The sequence below is a fragment of the Microbulbifer maximicatervae (SeqCode) genome (assembly GCF_052467505.1).
The window spans coordinates 1,219,993-1,240,559 of record NZ_CP174313.1 but is presented as its reverse complement, the minus strand read 5'-3'; the positions used below and the strand labels follow the sequence as shown (position 1 = coordinate 1,240,559).

Annotated in this window: 19 protein-coding genes; 2 read left to right on the top strand and 17 right to left on the bottom strand. The window is 48.3% G+C overall.

The genetic code is table 11. The annotated features are described in order from the left end of the window. Positions 1–293: 293 nt before the first annotated feature. The 6 genes from ACJJIN_RS05590 to ACJJIN_RS05565 all read right to left on the bottom strand — a co-directional run bounded on the left by ACJJIN_RS05590 (position 294) and on the right by ACJJIN_RS05565 (position 5,684). Positions 294–866 carry a hypothetical protein gene (locus ACJJIN_RS05590; RefSeq protein ID WP_444897219.1) on the bottom strand — a complete coding sequence of 191 codons (573 nt, stop codon included), beginning with the start codon at positions 864–866 and terminating at the stop codon, positions 294–296. A gap of 575 nt (positions 867–1,441) precedes the next feature. Then, positions 1,442–1,867, bottom strand: a complete 426-nt coding sequence (locus ACJJIN_RS05585; RefSeq protein ID WP_413665710.1) for a hypothetical protein — start codon at positions 1,865–1,867, stop codon at positions 1,442–1,444. A gap of 91 nt (positions 1,868–1,958) precedes the next feature. Then, a complete protein-coding gene (locus ACJJIN_RS05580) occupies positions 1,959–3,248 on the bottom strand; it encodes a DSD1 family PLP-dependent enzyme (protein ID WP_444897218.1) in 1,290 nt (429 codons plus the stop codon). 41 nt (positions 3,249–3,289) lie between these two features. Then, positions 3,290–4,684, bottom strand: coding sequence for an FAD-linked oxidoreductase, L-gulonolactone oxidase family (locus tag ACJJIN_RS05575; RefSeq protein WP_444897217.1), 1,395 nt, complete (start codon positions 4,682–4,684; stop codon positions 3,290–3,292). 5 nt (positions 4,685–4,689) lie between these two features. Further along, positions 4,690–5,076, bottom strand: coding sequence for a c-type cytochrome (locus tag ACJJIN_RS05570; protein ID WP_444897216.1), 387 nt, complete (start codon positions 5,074–5,076; stop codon positions 4,690–4,692). Positions 5,077–5,345: 269 nt separating this feature from the next. Next, positions 5,346–5,684, bottom strand: a complete 339-nt coding sequence (locus ACJJIN_RS05565) for a hypothetical protein (protein WP_444897215.1) — start codon at positions 5,682–5,684, stop codon at positions 5,346–5,348. 239 nt (positions 5,685–5,923) lie between these two features. On the opposite strand from ACJJIN_RS05565, the gene ACJJIN_RS05560 reads away from it, so the two are divergent. After that, positions 5,924–6,832, top strand: a complete 909-nt coding sequence (locus tag ACJJIN_RS05560) for an aldo/keto reductase (protein WP_444897214.1) — start codon at positions 5,924–5,926, stop codon at positions 6,830–6,832. A 141-nt stretch (positions 6,833–6,973) separates the two neighbouring features. On the opposite strand, the gene ACJJIN_RS05555 is transcribed toward ACJJIN_RS05560, so the two are convergent. After that, on the bottom strand, positions 6,974–7,546 hold the full coding sequence (locus ACJJIN_RS05555) for a hypothetical protein (RefSeq protein WP_444897213.1): 573 nt from the start codon (positions 7,544–7,546) through the stop codon (positions 6,974–6,976). A 1,000-nt stretch (positions 7,547–8,546) separates the two neighbouring features. Next, on the bottom strand, positions 8,547–9,314 hold the full coding sequence (locus ACJJIN_RS05550) for a S1/P1 nuclease (protein ID WP_444897212.1): 768 nt from the start codon (positions 9,312–9,314) through the stop codon (positions 8,547–8,549). A 291-nt stretch (positions 9,315–9,605) separates the two neighbouring features. Here ACJJIN_RS05550 and ACJJIN_RS05545 point away from each other — a divergent pair, with 291 nt between their 5' ends. After that, positions 9,606–12,746: a TonB-dependent receptor gene (locus ACJJIN_RS05545; protein ID WP_444897211.1), complete on the top strand. Its 3,141-nt coding sequence runs from the start codon at positions 9,606–9,608 to the stop codon at positions 12,744–12,746. Positions 12,747–12,967: 221 nt separating this feature from the next. Here the strand turns inward: ACJJIN_RS05545 and ACJJIN_RS05540 are convergent, their stop codons facing one another. From ACJJIN_RS05540 to gspH, 9 genes are all read right to left on the bottom strand, one after another. Further along, positions 12,968–15,181, bottom strand: coding sequence for a hybrid sensor histidine kinase/response regulator (locus ACJJIN_RS05540; protein WP_444897210.1), 2,214 nt, complete (start codon positions 15,179–15,181; stop codon positions 12,968–12,970). Positions 15,182–15,227: 46 nt separating this feature from the next. Beyond that, a complete protein-coding gene (locus tag ACJJIN_RS05535) occupies positions 15,228–15,431 on the bottom strand; it encodes a DUF2788 domain-containing protein (RefSeq protein ID WP_282932717.1) in 204 nt (67 codons plus the stop codon). A gap of 109 nt (positions 15,432–15,540) precedes the next feature. Continuing rightward, on the bottom strand, positions 15,541–15,813 hold the full coding sequence (locus ACJJIN_RS05530) for an acetyltransferase (protein ID WP_282932716.1): 273 nt from the start codon (positions 15,811–15,813) through the stop codon (positions 15,541–15,543). Between the two features lie 185 nt (positions 15,814–15,998). Then, the gene (locus tag ACJJIN_RS05525; RefSeq protein WP_444897209.1) at positions 15,999–16,487 is read right to left on the bottom strand and encodes a type II secretion system protein M; all 489 of its coding nucleotides are present in this window, start codon (positions 16,485–16,487) and stop codon (positions 15,999–16,001) included. 57 nt (positions 16,488–16,544) lie between these two features. Beyond that, a complete protein-coding gene (gene gspL, locus ACJJIN_RS05520) occupies positions 16,545–17,888 on the bottom strand; it encodes a type II secretion system protein GspL (protein ID WP_444897208.1) in 1,344 nt (447 codons plus the stop codon). 11 nt (positions 17,889–17,899) lie between these two features. After that, complete coding sequence (gene gspK, locus ACJJIN_RS05515) at positions 17,900–18,901, bottom strand: type II secretion system minor pseudopilin GspK (RefSeq protein WP_444897207.1); 1,002 nt, start codon at positions 18,899–18,901, stop codon at positions 17,900–17,902. A gap of 3 nt (positions 18,902–18,904) precedes the next feature. Then, positions 18,905–19,621, bottom strand: a complete 717-nt coding sequence (locus tag ACJJIN_RS05510) for a type II secretion system protein GspJ (RefSeq protein ID WP_444897206.1) — start codon at positions 19,619–19,621, stop codon at positions 18,905–18,907. Positions 19,622–19,626: 5 nt separating this feature from the next. Continuing rightward, complete coding sequence (gspI, locus tag ACJJIN_RS05505) at positions 19,627–19,998, bottom strand: type II secretion system minor pseudopilin GspI (protein WP_444897205.1); 372 nt, start codon at positions 19,996–19,998, stop codon at positions 19,627–19,629. Continuing rightward, positions 19,988–20,554 carry a type II secretion system minor pseudopilin GspH gene (gspH, locus tag ACJJIN_RS05500; RefSeq protein WP_413665863.1) on the bottom strand — a complete coding sequence of 189 codons (567 nt, stop codon included), beginning with the start codon at positions 20,552–20,554 and terminating at the stop codon, positions 19,988–19,990. The genes gspI and gspH overlap by 11 nt, the downstream gene beginning before the upstream one ends. Positions 20,555–20,567 lie beyond the last annotated feature (13 nt).

Here is a 20,567-nt window from a genome sequence, read left to right as displayed (position 1 = left end):
TCTAGTAAGCGGCCCTTATTAGCTATCCTATCACGCCACTGAATCGCATGTTGCTCAACACTTAAGTCAAAGTAGGTGACTCTAAGAGTGACCATTAAAATATCGGCATTTAGCTCGCTATTTATCGGTTACTTGGATAAGCGCAGAGAAGCAATATATAAACCCCTTTTATACTAATTCATTAATCTAGCTAATCTCTTATGAATCGGGCCGCCTTAATTCGCCAAGTTACCATAATTAGTCACAAACTATATAATCAGATTATTGTTTTCAACATAATTATCAGCAAGAAGTCAAAGGTCTATCAGATTCCAGCGAGCATTATTTTGGCAATCAATAATCTGTTGATCAATGGCGGCTATTCGACCCCGAATACGCTCCCAATTACTTTTCTTCATTTTCAGCTCATCAGTAATACTTGCACTGTAATCAATAGCTTGATTATCAGCTAAACTTGCCGTCCGAGAGTCATGGTGTTCTTGCCGTATAGTAATCCAAATATTAGGGTCCAGCTCCGATGTATATGTGATGGCCTGACGGAGCTTCGTGGGTACAAATTCTACTCTGACGTTTCCATTTCGATCCGTAAAGTTAAGTACTTTTTGTTTGTCCACATTGACAATATAGAAAAATTTACGATTTTGGTTTAAGACCCAGTTCGCAATACCCTCAAAGGGGATCATCGCAGTATTGAGACCATGACTGCCAATGATCGTATTGTAATTAGAGTAACGGCGTTCATGTAAAATACCCGCGCTTACTCCAATTAGGTGAAGTCTCTCCCAGCTGCGCCCCAATCCAGAATCTCGATCCCCAATTATTGCTCCCAAATCACCGCTAATTAGCCCCATAGCGGAGCGAGCCATATCTCCTGGCAATGGACCTATAACTCCTGCTTAGTTATGCAGTGATCTATGCACAATCCCTTGTGGAGGATTGAAAGGCTTAGAGCTCGCAAACCAATCAATATCGCCTGAAATATCATACCCCGCAGAACTAACTCTAAAGTACATTATGTCGTCCCTGTAATTGAGGAAATTCCGTTAGCAACTAGTTGTCAACTTATAAACTTGGAAAGCGAGGGAAACTATCTGCCTGAAATCAGATAAGCAAATAGTTAAACTGGGGGAAAACTAACAATCCCTCCCAAGCCCTGAATATAATATCAGCAATCCTGAGGACACAACCACCTGTGTACTGCGCCGTAAGAAATGACTCAAATTTTGTCCGGCGAAAACCAATATAAACACCGCCGACACATTATTGGGTACCTATTTAGTTTGACCCAATAACTGCAATAGAGACATTATACGCCGACGCTTTTTGTAGAAATTAAAGTTCGCCCACCGACTTTAGCAATGACATTCTCACTACTGATTTGGCATGCTGATCATTATCGGCCACAACAAGCATCGTGACCGAATTTCATAGGGTTTAAAATTTAGAGGAGTATCCAAAGTGCGGCTATTAGATTCAGTGACATCATTATAAAGTCAGTGATAAAAATAAAACGCATCACGCCTTTAACTTGCCACGGCCCTTCACCTTTTCGGTTTTGTAGGGCTACCGGAACATTGTAAATAAACTGTGTTCCGTGAGTGACAGCAAACACCAGCAGCAACGTAGCGCGTTGCACCTCCGTAGCAAATACTGAGGGGCTGATTAGCAGTAGTATATTGAGTAGCGCCAACGACAGGTTAAAACCACCCAGAAATTTTCCCGATTCTGCCAAGATATTAAATACGGGGGTATCCCTTTGTTCCCTGGGTACCAGTAACTTCGCAAATATATGGTTCCTCAAAGAGAAAACGTTAAATCCCATCAGAAACCAAATCGTGTTTAACACCAAAACAACTTCATAGATCATCAATATCTCCAAGACTTGTTGTATACCCGTCACTAAGGTCAGTACGTTTATTAAACAAGTTTGTACTTACTCCATTGCAGGAGCTGAATCCTCAGGAATTACTCATTACCGGCCAGAGATCCACTATCTCGCCTTTGCTATAGACCGCAATATCACCAAACTGCAGGAACACGGACTCACTCTGTGTGGGCCGGAGAAAGACCCAGTCGTCTTCATTCAGCAGTACCTTTTTTGAGCCATTCAGCATTTCTTGGTTGCTGGAGCGGCCATAGATGGGGTTGATCGATAGACCTTTTGGTGATTCTGGCTCCGCCTTCCAATAGCCGCCAGATATAAAGAAGCTATGCTCCCGATTTGGGTTCAACCAACTAAAGGGTCCGGTGAGCCCTTCTATGCCGGGTATCTGTGTCTGTGACAGTTTCTTCAATACAGGACTTGCGATATACGCCGCTGGTAAATGATCAGACAGAGTGGGAATATCAAAGCCCACCGGTTTAACCAGGCACGAGCCAGCGGCAATCTCGTTACAGGGAGCCCGGTCTGCTCGGGATTTGTACAGTTGGTAGGTTGGGCTACCGGCAGCGTTCAAAGTGGCCACCTTCGGGAATGCACTTCCCAGCTGGATCTTAGCTTGCTCCACCCTGCTTTGGTAAATATCCAACCCCCGAGTGATTGCCTTTTCAGGTCCACCGAGAACACCTGGCATTTTTGCGGCGTGGGCGTCGTAACCCATAAAACCGGAAAATTCCAAATAGGGTTCCCGCTGAATGATACCGAGCATCGCGGAGAGATCTTCCGCACTGGCAATGCCACCCCGGTGTAGGCCTACATCAATCTCGATATTAATTCGCAAGGATTGTTTGAGCGATCGCGCCAGATCGGCGTATTGATTAAGTCTGCGGGGGCTGTCAACCAGCCACTGTAACTGCCGCGTAGGATCAAAATGATCCGCCCTAGTGCTAAAATAAAAGGCCTTTGCCGCAGTAATCGGGAGAGGTTTACCCAGTAAAATATCACTCGCTGGATAAGATTTAACTAGTTGCTGTAAAAATGGCAGCTGGAATACCATGATGCGATTGGTATTTGTTCGCTGAGTAATAGCGTCCAGCAGGTTTAGCGAGGGCAAAGATTTAGCCACTACCCGGTAGTCATAGTAACCCCTGAGGTGGCCGGCTAATATATCGGCGTTCTTTTGCAGATTCTCCAGGTCTACGACTAAGGTGGGACCAGAAAAACCGGCATTATCCAGAGCTTTAGAAACACTGGAGAAGTATTCGCTGTGCCCTCCCTGCCCTTGCGCTTTAGGGCGAAGAACGGCGACACCTGCCACCGCTCCTAACGCGACCCCACCTAGTATTAGCTTTCGTCGCTTGATATCCATTGTGCTTTCCTCTTTGAGGGTTCACTGCTGAGCAGCGTTGCTCAGGTAAAAAGCGTTTTCAGATAGGGGTTTAAGAACTTACCACTGGGGTCTAGCTCTCGGCGAACCTCAAGAAAATCCTGCCACTGAGGGTAGAGCTCGGCAAAGTCCGAGCCTTGTAGCTTGTTTAACTTGCCCCAGTGCGGGCGGCCCCCATATTTGCGCATAATGGGCTCAATGGCCTGGAACAGCGGTAGGTGGTCCTCTTCAAAGTAGCGGTGTATGGCGATGGATACGGAATCTTGCTTATAAAACGGGCTCAGCCAGATATCGTCAGCTTTAACGAAACGCACCTCGATAGGGAAGAAAACATCCAGGTTATTTTCCTCAATCGTTCGACGTATTTCCGCGAAGGCTTTCAAACCGTCCTCGCGGGGCAAGTGATACTCCATTTCATTGAAACGTACGTTTCGCTCACTGGCGTAATTCCGCCAGGAGGACTCGACAACAACTTCCCTCTCGATATCTTCCATCGCATTTTGCAACGCAAACTGACGCAACTTCGGTGACCAACCCAGCCAGTCCCGCACAGATTTCAGGGTCATTACTGCTTCATTAGTATCTTCCCGCTCCGTAGAGAAGATTTCCTCTGTGGTCGGCTGGTGGGAATCAGCCATGCACATCCCAGAAAACGGGATATAGTAAAATTCAAAGTTCCGATTAGCCTCTGCCAGTGCTGGAGCCTGATCCAACACCTCTTCCAGGGGCGCTACCCAAGATTCACGACGCAAACGGTAGCTGGGCTGGTTCTGCATACGCACCTTGGTCACCATACCCAGGCTGCCAAGAGATACTTGCGCTGCCGCGAACACCTCGGGGTTTTGCTCACCATCACACCAGAGCGTATCCCCTCCTGCGGTCACCAGTTCCATACCCGTTGCATAGCTGGACATACAACCCAAGCCTGCACCGGTTCCATGGGTCGCGGTTGCCAGGCAACCACCTAAAGTCTGCTCATCGATATCTGGTTGGTTAATCAGTGCTTGACCGATATCCTCTAAGGGTTGGCCAATGTCTGCTACACGGGTGCCAGCGTAGATTGTCGCCTGGACCTTGTCGGAATCGTGGTCGGCGACGCCAGTAATACGGCCCAATGAAATAATTGTATCGTCAGTGGGTACCAGTGCAGTGAAGGAGTGACCCGCACCTACCGCCCTGACCGTACCTTGCGCTTCCGCAATTATCGTTTGCAGTGCAGGAATATCTTTGGGTGCCAGACGATGGACCGGCAGACACTCTTGTGAACCAGACCAGTTCCGCCACCGTACTCCCGCTTTTTTTGTCGGTGGGGCTGCAGCTTGCAATAAGGTGCGTGCAACTGATGAGATGGGCGCGGCCGCTAATGATGCGGAGCCGATCGCAATAGAATTAATAAACTGGCGACGATTGAACCCCATATCCTTTACTCCGCTGTAGCCATAAAGACAATCAACTGTTCAAACTGCTCGGGGGAGCACTCAAAACAAAGGCCTAGTGGCGGCATACCCTGGAACCCATTGATAGCATTTTCCACCAACACATCCATCCCCTTCTCCATACGGGGCTTCCAGTTGGCTAAATCTCCGGTAAGGGGTGCGGCGCTGGCGCCAGTGCTGTGACAGCTGCGGCAAGTGCGAGTATATATTTCAGCGATTTCCGGATCAGCGGGCGCAAGAGACAGCGCTCTTTGGGTCAACATTGCCCGGCTTTTTTCACTATCCTGTGGAGGCTCAGAACATCCTTGAATGACATTTAGCACCAAAAAAATAGACAAGAGCTTAAAGCTCCGGCACAAGACTTCCAGTTCCATATGCGTACACCTACTACATTATTGTTGTTTATTTCTTTTTGGCTATTGCCAAAGCTATCGTGTACATATCGCTGGCACTATTGTTAATCATGATGACTGCTAAAACAACTACTTGAGCTGCCTGTTCTCAATTATTTCTATCGTAATTTATTTGCGTACCACTTAGAGAACCAAAGCCTATGTACGTTTCGAAGTTAAAATCAGCATTTATTACAGAGATAAAATGGCTCTTGTTAACAATAGACAGGCTTTGCAAACATCAAAAAGAGCTATTTATATTTATGAATATATAGCCATAAATAGAAACCGCCGACCAAAGTGCCCAGCGGAATATTTAGTACACTCACTGTTGAAAATATTAAAGCTAATTCTGGGGCATACCTTTTATCCAAAAGGACAGCAATGCCAGCAAAGACCCCCAAAATATTCAAAGACGCAAACAGTATTATCATCAACCCCACAAGACTGAATATATTGAATGGCATACTCAAAATTGAATTCCCAAAAACTGCGTATAGGAATAACAATATTGCGCTGGATATCAATAACATCAAAATTGAGTAAGTAATTATCAACCAGCCGGAAACTTTTTCCTCGGTACTAACCATGCGGTGCTCCTGTGAAGGTAAAAGCCCAAGCGTCTTTAGTGATCCTCAGAACATCAGGGCATTGAGAAATGACTCTAAAGTTGCTCCGGTTTCAGTTGTCAGCTAGCTCAACGATCAACATGACTCAATGACATTTATGACACCGATGGCGACTTTGAGCTGCCTACCCTTCTACTTTAGGCGTTGAGTATCAACAGGAACAGGAATACCCTAATGCTTTTCGATCAGGTAGGTATTCAGTGGTTAATAGAGTGCTAGCTTCTCCAAAAGGACCAGAACTGTCAGAGTTGATCCAAGGCTACTGGCGTGTGAGTGATTGGAATTTAAGCCCTCAGGAGCGCCTGACATTCCTAAAGCAACATATAGATAAAGGGGTTACCACCGTAGATCATGCTGATATTTACGGAGATTACTCCTGCGAACAGATATTCGGCGAGGCCCTTAAGCTGGATAGATCTGTTCGCAATCACATCGAGATTGTCACCAAATGCAATATCAAATTGCTTTCTGAAAAATATCCAAACAGGAAAGTTAAGTACTATGACTCCAGCGCTGAACATATTCAGCACTCGGTTAATAACTCCTTAGCCCACCTCGGTGTAGAGCACATCGACATCCTGCTTCTTCATCGACCTGATGTTTTGATGGATGCAGATGAAATTGCCAGCACATTCGCCGAACTGCAGAAGTCCGGTAAGGTATTACATTTCGGCGTTTCCAACTTTACCTCCCAGCAATTTGATTTGTTGCAGTCCCGCCTGAGTTCACCACTGGTGACAAATCAGGTTGAGATTAATCCTATCAATTTTAGCGCTGCGGAGGATGGAACTCTGGATCAACTGCAACAATATAGAATTCGTCCTATGGCTTGGTCCTGCTTAGCTGGAGGGGAAATTTTTAGTGGATCAAGCACCCAAGCAACACGGTTACGAATCACCCTGGAAGATATCAAGGAGGAAATCGGGGCGACCAGTATTGACCAGGTAATCTATGCGTGGGTACGGCGCTTTCCCTCCAAGCCCCTAGCAATTATGGGGTCGGGAAAAATTGAGCGCGTTCAGTCGGCAATAGAAAGCCTGAAACTCAATTTGAGTAGAGAGCAGTGGTATAGAATATGGACCGCCTCTAAGGGGATTGAAGTTCCCTAGATCCAGCTTTCAGCCTAACAAATTATTGATTACTTGGCTTACGCAAAAAATAATTTATTAAGACTAACCTCTTGCTTAATAATTAGGTGGTGTAATTTTAATTCGGTTACACCACCCATCAACCAGATAAGTATATTTGCTCTACGGCCCCATCTGGCTTGACCACTGCATCAAGCGCCCCTGGGACATATTTTTATTTTTCTCATCCCCATTATTCATAAAAGATGCCAGTTCGGTTACCAGATTTGCCTTTCGCCACTCATAAAGAAAGCTTGCAAGCACATGGAAGGCAGCATCTGAACAGTTGGAAATGACTTGCAGCTGACCATTATTATTCCCCTCTAGGGAACTCAAACGCTCCATCCACTTTCCTGGGGCAAATGCATAATGGTATGAGACTCCGATATTATTGAGGTGGGGCCCGAAACCCTGGGTACCCAAAAGATCTTGCTGCAAAAAATCTCTGAAATTATCATGCTGTGTCTGGCTAACTTGCAGGCCATAATACTGAGCTGTTGGGTCTGCATTCATCCCTGTGTCATCACGCCAACGACCAGCAATAGGCCTCATACTATTGTGACGCCCGCCCACTGAGCCTTTAAATGCATCCCAAGAACTGTTGGGGTCCCAACCTACAATAGTATCGATAACACCATTGTGACCTGATATTAATGCCGTGTGGCCATTCCATGTTCTACCCAGAGAACTTTCCACTCCACCATTATTCCACCACTGCGCGTAAAACCTGGAAAAAAGAGAACCGTATGACCTCAAACTGGATACAAAACAAATACCTGCAAAGTATCCTCCACACGCCCTAGGATTAAAACCTCTTCCGCTCATCGCCCACATCCTCCATAACGACTATGAATTTTTTTGCCAAAATTGTTATTTAATATTTTGACAAATCAAGAACTCTTTCAATTCATCGCTAAAGCCACTGAATTATTATATTTATTACTCAGGACCTAATGAAAATTGACAGACCATCTATATAACTCGAGATTATTTGATACCAAATCTGGCACTACCGTGTCAACACGGGAAATATTTCAAGCTGAAGAGAAGGGATAACTGAGAGGCAAAGTAAAATAGGAGTTATGTATCCTCTAAAATTTATCAGAGAATCTCAAACAACCCAATGGGTCCATAATAAAACTCAAGATATGAAAGGATATAAAGTAGTTATTAGATATTATTTGCTTATCACCAAGTATAGTTGAATCATGAAAATTATTAGGAAATTACAAAACAACAACCATAAGAGAACTCACATACTAAAAACTCCCGCATAAAGGACTCCTTTTATAGGCATACCTGTATAAGGAAGACTCAAAAGGCTGAGGGGAAGCTACTCTAAAGATCCTCTCTCTCATCCACAATCGCCTTTAACTTTCCCTCTCCAACCTGCTCAATCGCATTACTCACGAGCTACTTGAGCTAAAGATTTCACTCCCCCCTACTTACTTGAGCAAACATTTAAATGGGGATAGTGATTGCAAATTTCAGCCATCTTTCGAAATGGATAACTTTACATATCTACAGTTCTAGGCAATTACCAATTGCTTATCGGACAAATTGATGACATTCCAATTAATTAACCAATAGACATCAAGAGAACAAAGATAAAAGAGGAAAATTCGACTGGTTTTGAAACTTCACTTTTGGCTCACCACAGCAATTGCGTAGACTGAGGCGAGCCCCAAGAAAGAATTTACTTATTAGCCACATCGATCGCAGGGTTACCAAGTGCACTGTTTAGAACAGAGGCCAGGCGAACTCCCCCCTGCTGCAAACGCTTTTCAAGGGAACCCTGACAGCGCAGAAAGTACTTTTCCCCAAGTTGTGTTTCGCTGGTATAGGCGAGACCATGGGCTAAGTGATGAGACTCCCGGGCCCAAACTTCGGCCGAGGTAGACTGCCAGATCTGCCTCTCAGCCGCACTAATTTTATCCGTTTGCTCCTGAGCATAATCTTGCCAGTCTAAAAACAAACGGGCGACCATATGGATGTCCCAGAGCGCGTGTAAATTCGTTTCGACCCCATAGAATTGGACTTCCACATCATTACCCCCTTTATCTGAAAATAATCCGGTATGTAATGGCTGATGAAGGTCGCCAACAAAGTGGGCGATAAACATCAGTGCTTCTGCACGCTCCGTCTTGGTGCGCGAGCGATCGGCCAATACTTCCTGATATCTTTGAATCGCCTTCAATATGCATCCTGCAGCTGGGCAATCCCGCTCCTCAACATAAGCAGACCAGTCTCGAGACAAGTTTATATAGTGAAGCGGCGCAGCCCAGTTATAAGTCTCATCAGACCTAATTCGATCAGCCCAAGTTGTGGATTCAGCTAGGTGCGGCTCACCGACTTCATCAAGGAGCAACTCTATTTCGGCGGCTACCTCCGGGTCCAGGTAATGCCATGCAATTTCTCCAACGACCCTGTGACCATCATCTCCCCAAGCGTGTGCTTGTGTCATAGCTGTGAGTCCAAATAATGCAACTGCTATACGGGCAATTATCAATCGTATGCTCATTGGGCATGTCCGCCAGAGTGAATTTGCTGCGTACTTTAACGCCAGTATGTGACAAGTTCACGGCTGTAATAATTTATTTATATGTGCACTACATAATCGCTTCAGCTCTTAGACAGTACCCAATAAAAATCACATAACAGTCTCCATTGGAACTTGGAACCTAAGTTGCAAGAGCAAAACTCGATAATTACTTGGGCCACTTGAGTTGGCAATTCTTTAGACCAGGAAAACGCTATGAAACCTTCTCTGTTCCCGCGCGTATTGTTATCCGCGGCGATTATCTCTGCAGCTAGTATGGCGCAGGTATCTTATGCACAAGAAACCGCAGCGGGTATCCGCGGATCTATTACCGGTAGCAATGGGCAAACAATTAGCGATGCCAAGGTAACGGTAGTTCACACCCCCTCAAACAGTCGTCGGGTTGTAGAGGTGAGCGATTCCGGCCAGTTCAACCTAAGTGGCTTACGTGTAGGTGGACCTTACACTGTAACTATAGAGTCAGGCGAAGGTAATCGGGTATTAGAAAATATCTACCTGTCTGTAGGCGATACCCTGCCGCTAACCTTAACTTTAGACAACTCCAACCTGGAAGAAGTGAGCGTAATTGGCCAAGCCATAACCAATTCTCGCTTGGCTGTCGGCCCATCTTCTCACTTTAATAGTGATGATCTGGCGAGCGCACCTTCTGTAAACCGCGATATTAAAGACCTCCTACGCCTCGACCCCCGCGTTTACATTGATGAAGCGAACGTAGACTCCATTCAATGCGGCGGATCAAACCCGCGCTTCAACAGCCTGACTGTTGATGGCGTTCGCATGAACGACAACTTCGGCTTGAACAGCAATGGCTATCCCACTGAGCGTATGCCTTTCTCATACGACGCCATAGACCAGGTAGCCGTAGAGCTTGCACCTTTTGATGTACAGTACGGTGGCTTTAGCGCATGTAATATCAACGCTGTTACCAAGTCCGGTACCAACGAGTGGCACGGCTCTTTCTTCTATGATTACACTGATGACGGCTTCCGTGGTGACTCTCTCGAAGGGGATGATATTCCCAATCCCAGCTTTGATGAGAAACGTTACAACGCCACCCTGGGCGGTGCCATTGTTGAAGACAAGCTGTTTTTCTTTGCTGCCTACGAAAAACTGGAAGGTGTAGCCAACTTCTACCGCGGCCCTGCCGGCAGCGGCGCGGCTACTGAGGTTCTGGGTGTATCCCAAGAGCAACTGGATGAGATTATCCGTATCTCCAACGAAGTATACGACTACAACCCCGGTAGCCTTCCGTCCAGCTTGCCAGAGGAAGACGAGAAATTCCTGGTTAAGTTCGATTGGAATATATCTGACTATCACCGAGCATCGTTCACCTACAACTATAACGATGGATTCTCTATCGCCGAATCTGATAGCGATGACGTCGAATTGGAGCTTTCCAACCACTACTACGAGCGCGGTGCGGAGCTGAATTCTTACGTTGCACAAATGTTCTCTGACTGGAGTGACATTTTTTCTACTGAAATAAAGGTTGGTTACTCTGAACTAGATAATCGCCAGCTGTCACTCGGCGGCACCGACTTCGGTGAAGTGCAAATTTATACTTCTAACGATCACAACGGGGATGGCATTCCCTCTGAAGCAACCGTTTATCTGGGTGCTGACGACTCCCGTCATGCGAACAAGCTCAGCTACGATAACCTAACCTTTAAACTTGCAGGCAAGCTTCTTCTGGGTGAGCACAACCTGACTGCCGGCTACGAGCACGAGAACTTCGATGTATACAACCTGTTTATTCAGGAAGCCGCCGGTGAGTATCGCTTCAGCAGTGTAGAAGACTTCGAAGCGGGCACCCCTAGCCGTATCACCTACGAAAATGCGACCGGCACCAATAATATTCTGGATGCTGCTGCAGAGTTCGCCTACGACATTGATACTTTATATATTCAAGACGAATACACTTTTGCAGACGTGGACCTGACCGTTGTAGCTGGCTTGCGCTATGACCGCTATAGCAGTGATGATAAGCCGGTGGAAAATTCTGATATTACTGCAGCCTACGGCTTCTCTAACCAGCACACCATGGACGGCCTGGACCTGTTGCAACCGCGCTTGGGTCTAAGCTGGAACGTCGATGACAGCTTAGAGGTTCACGGTGGTGTCGGACTCTACTCCGGTGGCAACCCCAACGTTTGGATTTCCAACAATTATTCCAATAATGGCGTATTACAGGTCGAGGCTCAGGATAGATCTGGCACCTCCCTGTTTGATATGGATTGGACTGGCAGCGGCAATCCTATCTACGATATCCCCCAGTCCCTCTACGATCAGGTTGCCAGCGGTGATGGTTACCCGGGCGGCGTAAACCTGATGGACCCGGATTTCGAAACCCCATCTGTCTGGAAGTATGCAATTGGTGCTAGCTATGAATTTGAATCTGGCTACTTACTGTCTGCCGATTACCTGTACAGTGACTACCAGGATGCCGCCATTGTTCAAGATATCTCGCTTGAACAGGCTGGCACCACCGTAGATGGTCGCGCAATTTATGACAGCTCCAATGACCGTAGCGGAGACTTTATGCTTACCAACGTGGATGGGGACTCTGGTTTCTCCAGCGTGCTCTCCCTTGGCCTGAGCAAATCTTTCGACTTTGGACTGAATGTGGCAGTTGGTTATGCTTTCACCGAAGCTGAAGACGTCAATCCGATGACCAGCTCTGTGGCCTACTCCAACTACACCACTATCGCGACTACTGACGCCGAGAACCCAGGTACGGCCACTTCCAACTATGTAGTACCGCACCGCTTTACTCTCAAGCTCGATTACGCCCAAGAGTTTTTTGCAGGTTACGAAACGCGCTTCACCCTGTTCGGTAGCGCTAACGAAGGCTTGCCCTATAGCTATACATTTAAGGGGAACAACCTGTCAGGTGTTGTTGGTCGAGATAACGCGCTTCTATACGTACCTACTGGAACAGATGACGCCAATGTAGTATTTGCGGATGGCTTTAGTGCCGAAGAGTTCTTTGCATGGGTTGAATCAGAAGATCTGGACAGCGGCACCATGGAACGCAACTCTCTGAATAGCGACTGGTGGACCAAGTTCGACTTGCGTATTGATCAGGAGCTGCCAGGTTGGCGCGCTGAAGATCGCGTAAATGCATACTTTGTTATCGAGAACCTGGGCAACCTGCTAAATGATGAGTGGGGCGTAATGTATCAGACCGACTTCCCACGCTATCAAGCCGCAGTAACAGCCAGTGTTGATGATCAGGGTCGCTACGTTTTTGAAGATTTTCATGAGACTTCGGGGCAAACCCGAGTTAATGAAGCATCACTTTGGAGCGCCCGTATGGGTATCCGTTACGAGTTCTAATCCCACCTTTCCCCGCAAGGCCGCAGTGTTTACTGCGGCCTTTTTTGTTTCGTCTTTCCAGAAACCGGTTCTCTACCTTCAATAGCTGCCGAGATAATTACTTTTCTGGAGCTAAACTTCTTCACCTCAAAAGCAGTAAGGCGTAAAGGTTGAGCGATTGGAATTAAAAAAGCCGCATTTACTTACAGCTTTTTACTCAGCATTAAGGCAAGCTCTGTAAGCTAAGCACTACCCAGCCAACGCGCCAAGGTTTCCCGAAGAAGATCCTTGCTCAGAGGCTTAGTCAGAAAATCATCCATACCTGCTGCCAGGCAACGGCCCTCAAATTGCTCTTCAGTAGTACTGGTTACAGCAACAATAGGCAGGCGATCATCCGGGCGGTGCTCAGACTCCCAGCGACGCAGTATCTCGATAATCTGCGCACTATGATCCGTATTTTGCTGGCAGTCCACTAACACCAAATCATAATGACCTTCAGACAAGCGAACTAAAGCATCATCCGCATCTACCGCTATATCTACCTGGTAACCCAGAGCCTGAAGCATTTCCTCAGTCACCCATTGATGAGGCCTAGACTCCTCGACCAAGAGCAATGAGTAGTGGCGCGGCTGATCCGCCCCACCGGTAACCACTCTTCGACAGCTTCTTTTCGCACCGCCAAACAGTAATCCCACTAACGCATCGTGCAGTTCTTTACGGGTCACCGGTCGACTCAGATACTGTGCCGATGGTAAGAGTTGCTGCAAATGAGTGAACTCACTTTTCTGGCCAAAGCCGCCCAGGCATACCAGGCGACTCTCTTTATCTTTTGCCCCTTGGGACTCTTCAAAGAAAGGCGTAATGGAGTCGAAAAGAGTCGAATCCCCCATTGCCGGTGCCATCATTACCAATTGGTTGCGCTCTACCGCTTGGCGCAGCAACTGCTGGACTTCGCACTCGCAACCTTCGCACCAGCGGATGGACTTTACATCCATCCCAAAAGAACGCAGCACCTGCACCAGACCTGAAATAAACAGGCCCTTCTGGTGAATTAACAGGACTTCAATATCCTGTAATTTCCTATCCGGTGTGAGGTAGGTTCGCTGATTTGGCTCTGTAGAATACTTGATCACCACCTGATAGCGGTTGCCATCCGGCGTTGAATGCAGCTGTAGATAACCGCCCATCGCTTCAGCTAAACCTTTAGCTATCGACAGCCCAAGGCCAGTAGTAACCTGGGTAGTATCCATACGGGAGAAGGCACCGAAAAGTTCGCTCTCGTCCGGCAATATCTCACCGCGCCCATCATCCATCAAAGTGATCGAGAGCTGCCCTTCTACTGTGGTGATCGGGTTATAAGATACCTCACCCCACAGCTCGCCTCTTTGGGCAATGCCAGTAGCGGAGTCCACCAGATTGCGAATCAGCTGGGCCGTTTTGCGATTATCCCCTGTCACCATCACCGGGAGATTGTCATCAATCTGGAAGTTAAATTCTAACTCCTGGCTGTGGGCAGCTCTCGCTGCAAACTTGAATGATTTTTCTACAGTCTTGACCAGGTTAAAGGGGCCCTGACGCAACCGAATATCTTTGCGAGCCACCCGGGTAAACAAGCCCACATTATCAACCAGTTTGAGTTGCTGGCTACTGGCAACCTTGGCCAGCTCTACCCATTCGCGCTGACGGTCACTCAATGGCTCAGCTTCCAGCAGCGCTAAGGCACCAAGGGAATCAGACAGCTGACTGCGGAATTCCTGTCCGATATTAACTATGAACTCATTGGTCAGTTCAACTGCAGCTTCAGAGTGTTTACGGGCTGCAGCCAGGCTACTCGCTCTCTGTTGCAGCTCCTGCATCGCAGACAGACGCTCCCAATAGTTCTCCGATTCGCGACGGCCCTGGTGGGCAGTCAGCCAAATAAAAGCGAGGGTGAGAGTCCCGTAGATGGTCCCCAGGATCATGCCCGAGAACAGTGCCATTAGCGCTGCTGGCAGTAGTGAGGTTGCGGTGAACCAAGTCAGGAAACGATGGTAGGGGGAAAATACGGTGGTGACACTGGAGCAAAAGATTACCGAATAGATCCACAGGAAGTGGGTCTCAGGCGCAAACCCCATTAAATAGACAAAGTAAAATAAGGTAATGCCCCACCAGGCTGAGCCGATAATCGAGAACAGGAAGTAACGATTGCGCCAACGATTTGGTCCCGAGCCATACAGGTGGTCGAAGCGAAAAACGTAGTATCCCCTGATCAGGGTTAGTACTACCAGGCCGATTCCCATTGTTAATAACAGGCGCGGAGCTTCTAGGCGCATGTCGCCAATAGAGGCTGCGATCAGAAATGCAAAAAGGGAGAGCACCATGCCGCGCCGGGTATATTTGGCGATACGCATATCAGTTGCGCGGCAAATACGTCTGTCTTTTTGAACCTTGAGTTCAGGGCGATCAAATATAGACATTGCGACCTTCCCTGAGAGACTGGGTATCCGGTGCCATTGAAGCTCCCTAGCCTATCCCGAGTACTTCAACCAAAACGGTCTTTATTAGAAATCCCAGCAATCCAAGCCCCAGAGCGAGGAACAGAATAAATGTTCCAAATCTACCAGCCTTGGAGTCTTTTGCCAGGTTCCAAACAATAAACACCATAAATAGAATTAGTGCACCGATTCCCAACCACAGGGAATACTCTTCAAACTGCTCAAATGTCATGCGTGCATTCGCTTAAAAAATTGGCGCGCATTGTACAGTGCTTGAGGGCAACTGGTAAGTCATTGGCAAAATCTAGTCGACCATCGTACCATTTAGTCAAACTATAAATTCAAGCACCTTGATAGTAGTCGCCATCCTCTGAAGCGTGAGTGCCGCAACGAAGCCTGCGAACCTCTTTATCCCGGTAGCGGCTGTCATGCCAGCATCTAGGAAGTGGCTCACCAGAGAGGAAGCATAAGTCAGTTTTATCGAAGACTTCTGGGTCCTGAATCTCTTCACCCCACAAATAACGGCCTACCACAGTCAGCTCGTAGGGATTCGAAAGTGTGACGATATCAGCCACTTCTACCAAATGCTTGGTGGATATGTCTTTAAAAAGCATAGTGGCACCTTTTTCCTCGTTACTAATCCAGTATAGGGCTAAAGATGACATTTCCGCCTAAAACCGCCCGACTTCTGTAGGGGGCCGCACGAATGGGAGCGTCGATGACAGAGTGCGCTAAAGAGGTGGTTACCGGGGAGAAGCAGGCTCGAGTTCTATATTCGAGCCTGTCAGTAGGGAGGTTACTAGCCTTCGATCGTCAATCGAGCGGAGACCATACCTTCATCCGCAAGGGCATCCAGATTAATCGTGCGAACAGCCATTTTCTCCTGCATTAGGCGATTCAACCAGGGTTGCAAATCCTGATAACGGACTTCTTCAATCCACAATCGGATGCGGTTTTCACCCTCAGGCTCAAAGCGCTTAATCACAATCTGGTTTTGTTTTGCCGCACCAGTAACGCGCTGCAGAAGAGTTCCTGAAGCACTACCAGCACCACCGCCTGCGGGCTTTATTCGCTCCAGCGTCGGGCGCTGGCCCTCCATCCAGTTAACCAGCTCACGATTTTCTTCCGCTCGCAAACGGGACTCATCAAAGAAGCCCTTTGCCGGGGAGTACAGGCCATAAACAATAAAAATTACGGCTCCGAATATACTCAGCAAACCCAAGGCTCTCTGGTCATTGGGCGGAAGTGCCTGCCATTTCTGACGCCACTGTTCGATCTGTTCTTTCATTATATTGCTACCACCAATCTCTTCTTACGCCTGGCTGCTTTATATAAACCGCTGGCTCTAACGTAAGCGAATACGGCCTGAAACGCCTTTTTTCAACTCGTTCGCACCTAACAGGTCCGCCTTGATCCCGCCGCCAGATAGCTTGCTGACAAATGCATCGAGATCAGACAGGTTTTCTGCCTGAAGCTGCAACACCATTTCTCCACGCTGGCCATCAAAACGAAGGGATTGCAATTTTAATGCGCCCCCTTTGTGAGCAATCCAGACTTTACTCAACTGCTGCATCTGGGTAGAGAAAGCACCACCCTGATTACCCGCGCCTTTCAGAAAACCTTCAAGCTGTCGGCGCATCTGGGCAGACGGTCGAGTATTCGGGAACAACTCCGTAAACATCGCCCGGGCCTGCTCTTCAGACTGGTTGCCCTTCCACTGATAAAAAGCACCGGCACCAACGAAAAACAGTAGCTGGATAACAAAACAAGCGGCAGCAACTTTAGCCGGGCGTATCCACCAAGCCGCAGCGCTCTTATTACTCGATAACTGATAATCTCCAGTTAGCAAGTTTGTTAGCAGCCCCAGCTTGAACCGTTCAATAAAGACTTCTTCCGCTGAGCGCTGGTTCAGCTGTAAGCCATCGCCAAACTGGGATTCCAACTCAGCAATCAGCAGCCCATCCTGCTCGCCAGCCCCCAGCAGTACTACCTGTTTGTTATCGATCGGCTCGCCGCTTTCAGAATCATCTTCGCCTTCGGATTCATCACCTTCATCAACTAATAGCGAACCAAGAAGAGGCTGTAAAAAATCGCGATTAACAGTTAGACCCTGCCCGGCATCTTTCCAGATATGCGCTTGGCCGCCATCCAGCCACAGGCGAATGTCACCTTCGATCAAGCTAAGTAATTCATACTCCGGCACTACAGCAGCCAGCGGCCACTGGAGCCGCTCCAACTGGGAGTGAAGCGCTTCTATTTTTTCAACATCAATGGCGTATACGCTGCAGAGATCACCGGTGCGGGGTCTGCAGGCAAAGTGTAAGTCCTCGACATCCTGGGCCAAATGCTCCTCAACCATATAGCCAATAGCACTAGCCTGGCGACGAGCTGCCTTAGGTATAGTTTCGAGGCCGCTCCATACCCAGTTACCAGGCACCATCAGTAGCGCTTTGGCTCCCTCAGGGAGGTTGAGCTGAGGGAATTCAGGCTGCTCTTCGACAACTTCAAATTCGGGATTAAATGCCTGAGCAAATTCTGAATCCAAGGCTACTTGTTGCCAATTAACCTCTTGCCACTGATGCAGGCGCAGAGTCAGGTCAGCAGTTTCGCTCAGCCGCAGCAGAACAAGAGACGACTGAGGAGGCGCTGTAGGGGCTTCAATCTCGTTAATGCTTTTCTTTTTAAACATACAATTTCTAACTATTCGCTCTCTTCAGTGCTTTCGTACTCGAGCAACTCCTGCATCATTTGACCAGAAAAGGCCCGGCGCTGGCGCTGGCGCACCCGAACCTTGCCATCTGTACTATTCCGAACCAGGGCGGACTCCCAATACTGCCTGTATTCGCCATCGCTTCCGAGTTGGACAGCAATTCGCGCCAGAAAGTGCTGGCTTTGAAAAGTAAAAGGCCCCGAGTTAGCGATTTCATAATCTGCATATTCACTCGAGTCACTGATATAACCGCCCGACTCGCGAAGTTGCACCAACTTGGAAACACTTGCGGAAGGCTCAATCGCCTCGATTAACTCCTCAGAAGCCGTGTTGATATTCACCAGGGTTCCTGTCTCCGGGAGGGCACAAAGGAAAGGCACAAGTTTCTCCCAGTCCTCTAATTCCATATCTACTACCGATGACAACTCAGTAATATCAGTGATCATCATGTCCGGTGTTCTGTGGGCAAGTTCCCTTCCCAGGTAGCCGTCATCCTCTGTCCCCGAGGTTCGCGGGGTATCGCCATCGTCCACCCAATCTGCAATTGACTTGGCCAGGTCAGACTTGCCGGTAACATTATTCACCAGGCGCTGGAAGATCTCGAATTGATCACTATCGCTGCTATCAGACAAATTATTCACGTTAAAACATGAATGTAAGTCTTTGATATTCATGCGAATTTTGCCATTATCAGGATTGAACTGCAGAACTGGGAATGCCCAGGCCTCCAAGGCATGGTCTGCGGTTTCCTCCTCTTCCTGGTCTTCCTCGAAATCCTCCAACAGCGCTACCCGTGTCCAGGCCTCAGCCGCTTCAACAAACTCTGCCAACTGTGTGTTGGCCAACAGTGCACCGCTGCGGGAAATCGCAATCTGATCGCGCAAGATAGCGTGGGATACCGCCGCGATGGCAATCACCATCACCAGCAGGACAACAATCAGAGCCACCCCTTTTTGACGAGCCAGCGAGCTTGGCATTTTTCTACCTTTCATAGCCTAAGGCTCTTCTTCGCCAGAGGTTCTGTCTTCCCCTGCCAGTATCTGGAAGACACGCCGGATCTCCCCGTACTGTCGGGTAACGATGACAAACTCAATAGCTTGCGGAAGCCGTATATCCGCTTCTGTTTGGGAACCGTCCGAACTGATCGGTGGCCACTGGGCAACCCAGGCATCAGTGTCTGGGTCCAGGTATTGAAGGCTTAAACTTTCGACTCCCATTAGCAGAGGCTCGGCGATGGGCGCAGAATCGGGAGACCGATCCAAGACCTGCCAGCGACTGCGCAGTAATAACCCACCTATATCGTCCTCGCCCTCCCGGCCAGTGCCGGTGGTCAGGGAGTCGATCTCAAGATCCTCGGCGTATCCGATGCTATAACTCAAACGCAATAGCTCGCCCCGAGGTTCCCCGGTGAGATTTGCCGCACCAAGGCGCGTAAATTCCAACTCGTCTTCATCACCACGTAACGCATGCTCATAACCGCTGTAGGCATTCTTAACAGCGCGGGCAGTTACCTGGCGAAAATCATTGTCAATACGGTACATCGCCATAGAAAAGCGACGTAGCTGCTCGGCCCTCTGGTCCACCATCTCTTCGGTGTCAAAAAAGAGTCCCAACAGTGAAAAGGAACCGACACTGATAATGGCGACAAGAACTAAAACTATGAGGACTTCAATGAGGGTAAAGCCCGACTGGCTGGGAAGGCGCAAAGACATATCAGTTACTCCTCAGCAGCCCAAGCATCCAGGGTCAGAGTTGGGTACTCAGCATCCAGGTGGCCTACTTCAATAATGATATGGCGCAAGCGCTCATTACTGGTGGCCTCCACTCGGGCACTAACCTCCCACTCCCTTTGCCCCAAGACCACCTGATCTGTTTGTTCCCCTAAAGGAGGCCAAGGAGTTTGCACGCGGACTTGGGAGAGCACTTGTTGGGCAACCCAGTTTGCCGAGAGACGATCCTCCATCACCCGCTGCTGGCCAACACTGCGCTGCATTGCCTTCAGAACACTGGCGGCAATAACCCCAAAAATAACCAGGGCTATCAAGACTTCTACCAATGTAAAACCGCGCTGGGCTCTCTTAAAATTCATCGGCCTGCCACTCTAGCTGCAATCCGTTCAGGCTGGTGTAAGAAATAGTCGCACCTCGAACGTCGTCGCCATTCTCAACAAGGTACATGGCAACTTCTACGGGAAGTACCTCTCCACTGGAGAGAGCAACAAATTGCGGAACGACTCGATCTTCATTGGTCTCTTCTGCAAATTCCGTGGATTCTGTCGACGGCAGCTCCGCCTCAGTTATCACTTCAAGGCGAACGATTTCCGGCAATTCATGGGTGGCAAAACGCGCAGCACGCCTCCCCGACGCAACCGAATCTATCGGCAACCAGGTCATTGTTTCTTGCTCAAAATGCACCACGCTATAAGTGCCCTGTTCAAAAACAACGCCGTAATGCATTTTGTCAATCAGGGCTCGATCCGCAACCAACTGCAAAAGGGCCGACAAGCGCTGGGCTTCTTTTTGCCACACGCGCCCGCCGGAATTCCCCATCGATAGAGTCGCCATGCCAGCCAGAGAGGCGATGATGACAATCACTACCAACAGTTCGATCAGCGTAAAGCCACGGCTTCGACCAATGCTATACATCAAGTGCAAATTT